General features: G+C 30.1%; 2 protein-coding genes. Both read left to right on the plus strand.

Annotated elements, in window-relative coordinates:
* On the plus strand, nt 1-1,138 hold a 1,138-nt coding region (locus ACLR9T_RS13790; protein WP_413110067.1), incomplete at its 5' end, for an ROK family protein.
* Nucleotides 1,139-1,496: 358 nt separating this feature from the next.
* Nucleotides 1,497-2,555: a PTS transporter subunit EIIC gene (locus ACLR9T_RS13795; RefSeq protein ID WP_413110068.1), complete on the plus strand. Its 1,059-nt coding sequence runs from the start codon at nt 1,497-1,499 to the stop codon at nt 2,553-2,555.
* Nucleotides 2,556-2,589 lie beyond the last annotated feature (34 nt).

Here is a 2,589-nt window from a genome sequence, read left to right on the forward strand (position 1 = left end):
TGAATTTAAAATAACATTTGATAAAGATCATTCTGTTAAATTTTATCTTCATTTTGAATTAAATGATGAAAATCATGCAAAACAATTATATGATGAAATGGTTGAAACACTGATTGGATTAAAAGATCAAAAAACATTAAAAGTTTTATTATCATGTTCTGCTGGTTTGACGACGTCTATGTTTGCTGAAAATTTGAATTCTGTTGCTGAAATGCTAGGGCTTGACTATCATTTCGATGCTGTTTCTTATTTGAGTCTTTATGAAGAAGTTCAAAATTATGATATTGTTTTTATTGCTCCACAAATTGGCTATATGTATAATCGTTTGAAAGAAAGTTTACCTGATAAGCTGGTCTTACAAATTCCTACATCTCTATTTGCTTCATATGATGCTTTAGGAGCTATTCAGTTTATTCAACAGGAATTTAAAAATATTGAAAAACAACAAGAAGAAAAAGCAGCAGAATGTTGTGTTTGTTGTACACAATATGAAAAGAGAATATTATCTATTGCCATTATGATTAATGGAGAACAAACACGTATTTCTTATCGTTTATATGATAAATGTGAAATTATTGATAGTCATGTGATTATGAAACCATCAATGAATATTTATGATTTATATGATATTATTGATACTGTTTTATTAAAGCATTCCTATATTGATGTGATTGGTATTGCGACACCAGGTATTGTTGAAGATGATAAGGTCTTTAAAGAACCTAATGATGGTAAAATTATTGATATGAAAAATGATTTTGAAGAGAAATATAATATTCAGATATTTGTTTATAATAATGCTGATGCAGCAGCTGTTGGATTTGTATTAGAACATCCTGAATATCAAAATGTTATTTATCATTCTCAACCATTTGGATTTGGTGTGGGTGGTCAAGGAATCGTTGCTAATGGGAAAGTCATTAGAGGAAAAAATGGTGTTGCTGGTGAAGTGAAGTATTTTTTAAGACGTATGCAGCTTTCTGATGATGTTCATAAACTGGCATGGACACAACAGGGGACATTAGAGTTAATCACGAAATCGCTGTTGCCATCTTTGACAGTTATTGGACCTGAATCAGTGGCTTTATATGCAACTATGAAGCATGATATGAATGAAGTGAAGAATAAGCTGAAATAATTTATTTCAGAAGAATTTCTACCAGAATTCTATTATATTAAGGAACCTATTTCTTATATGTTGAGTGGGATTACAGAGTTATGCGTTGATTATCTTGAAAAAGAGTAAAAAATAAAAATCATTATAATAAGGAGTAAAGAATTGAGAACTTTACTTCTTTTTATTATTTATATTTTTAAGTGATTAGAATTTTATTGACAACATATTTTGAATTGAGATACAAATCATTTCTTTTCCTGAAATGGGTATTATTTCTTAAAACTGGAAATCAATAGTGACTATAGGTGATATTCTTTATAATCGTTGATGTAGATTGTTAATCCGGAAGAACAAATCGAAAAACAATATGGAGGATATTATGAAAAACAAAGATATAGCAAAGAAGATTCTTGATCTTGTCAAAGAAGATAACATCACTTATTTAACGCATTGTGCAACAAGACTCAGATTGAATGTTAAAGATGAAAACAGTATTGATTTAAACAAATTGAGTCAAATTGAAGGCGTTATAACAGCACAATTTAAAAATGGTCAATTACAAGTTGTCATTGGTGCAAAAGTAGAAGGTGTGTTTGATGAATTAATGAATATGGTTAATTTATCAGATGATACTATAGTAGAAAAAAGTACAAAAAAGAAAAACATAGTTTCTAATGTTGTTGAAACGATTGCAGGATGCTTCAGTCCGGTTATTCCAGTTTTAATTGGATGTGGTATGGTAAAATCAGTATTGTCTATATTAACAACATTTAACATGATAACAACAACGAGTGGTGAATATCAAATATTAAGTATGATTGGTGATTTACTGTTTTATTTCTTTCCTTTCTTTTTAGCTGTTAGTGCTGCAAAAAAATTTAAAACAAATGAATTTTTAGCTTTAGCACTTGCTGGAGCATTGATGTATCCAACCATTCAAAATGGGGCAATTCATGCCGCTGAAACGGGTATAACTTCACTTCGTTTTTTAGGATTACCAGCGTTGTTTGTGAATTATAAATCAACGATTATTCCAATCATTATAACGGTATGGATGATGTCTTATGTATATAGATATGTGAATAAATTGATTCCAGATACATTTAAAGTTTTGTTTGTACCAATGATTGTTTTATTTATTATGGTTCCTTTAGAATTGATTGTCATTGGTCCATTCGGTACTTATATCGGTAAAGGTGTTGCAGCATTTGTGACATGGTTATATGGAATAAATGGAGTATTAGGAGCTTTCTTATTTGGTACATTTAGACCTTTGCTCATTATACTGGGAATGCATTATGCGATTACACCTATCAATACTCAATTAATTGCAGAATATGGCTATTCTGTTATTTCTCCAGCCAATTTAACGGGAAACTTAGCACAGGCTGGAGCATGTTTAGCAGTCTTTGTATTATTGAAAGACAATGAGCGATAGAGTGGGGCATTCACAAGTGGATTAACAGCAGTCT

The organism is Thomasclavelia sp., assembly GCF_047249845.1.
Classification (GTDB): domain Bacteria; phylum Bacillota_I; class Bacilli_A; order Erysipelotrichales; family Coprobacillaceae; genus Thomasclavelia.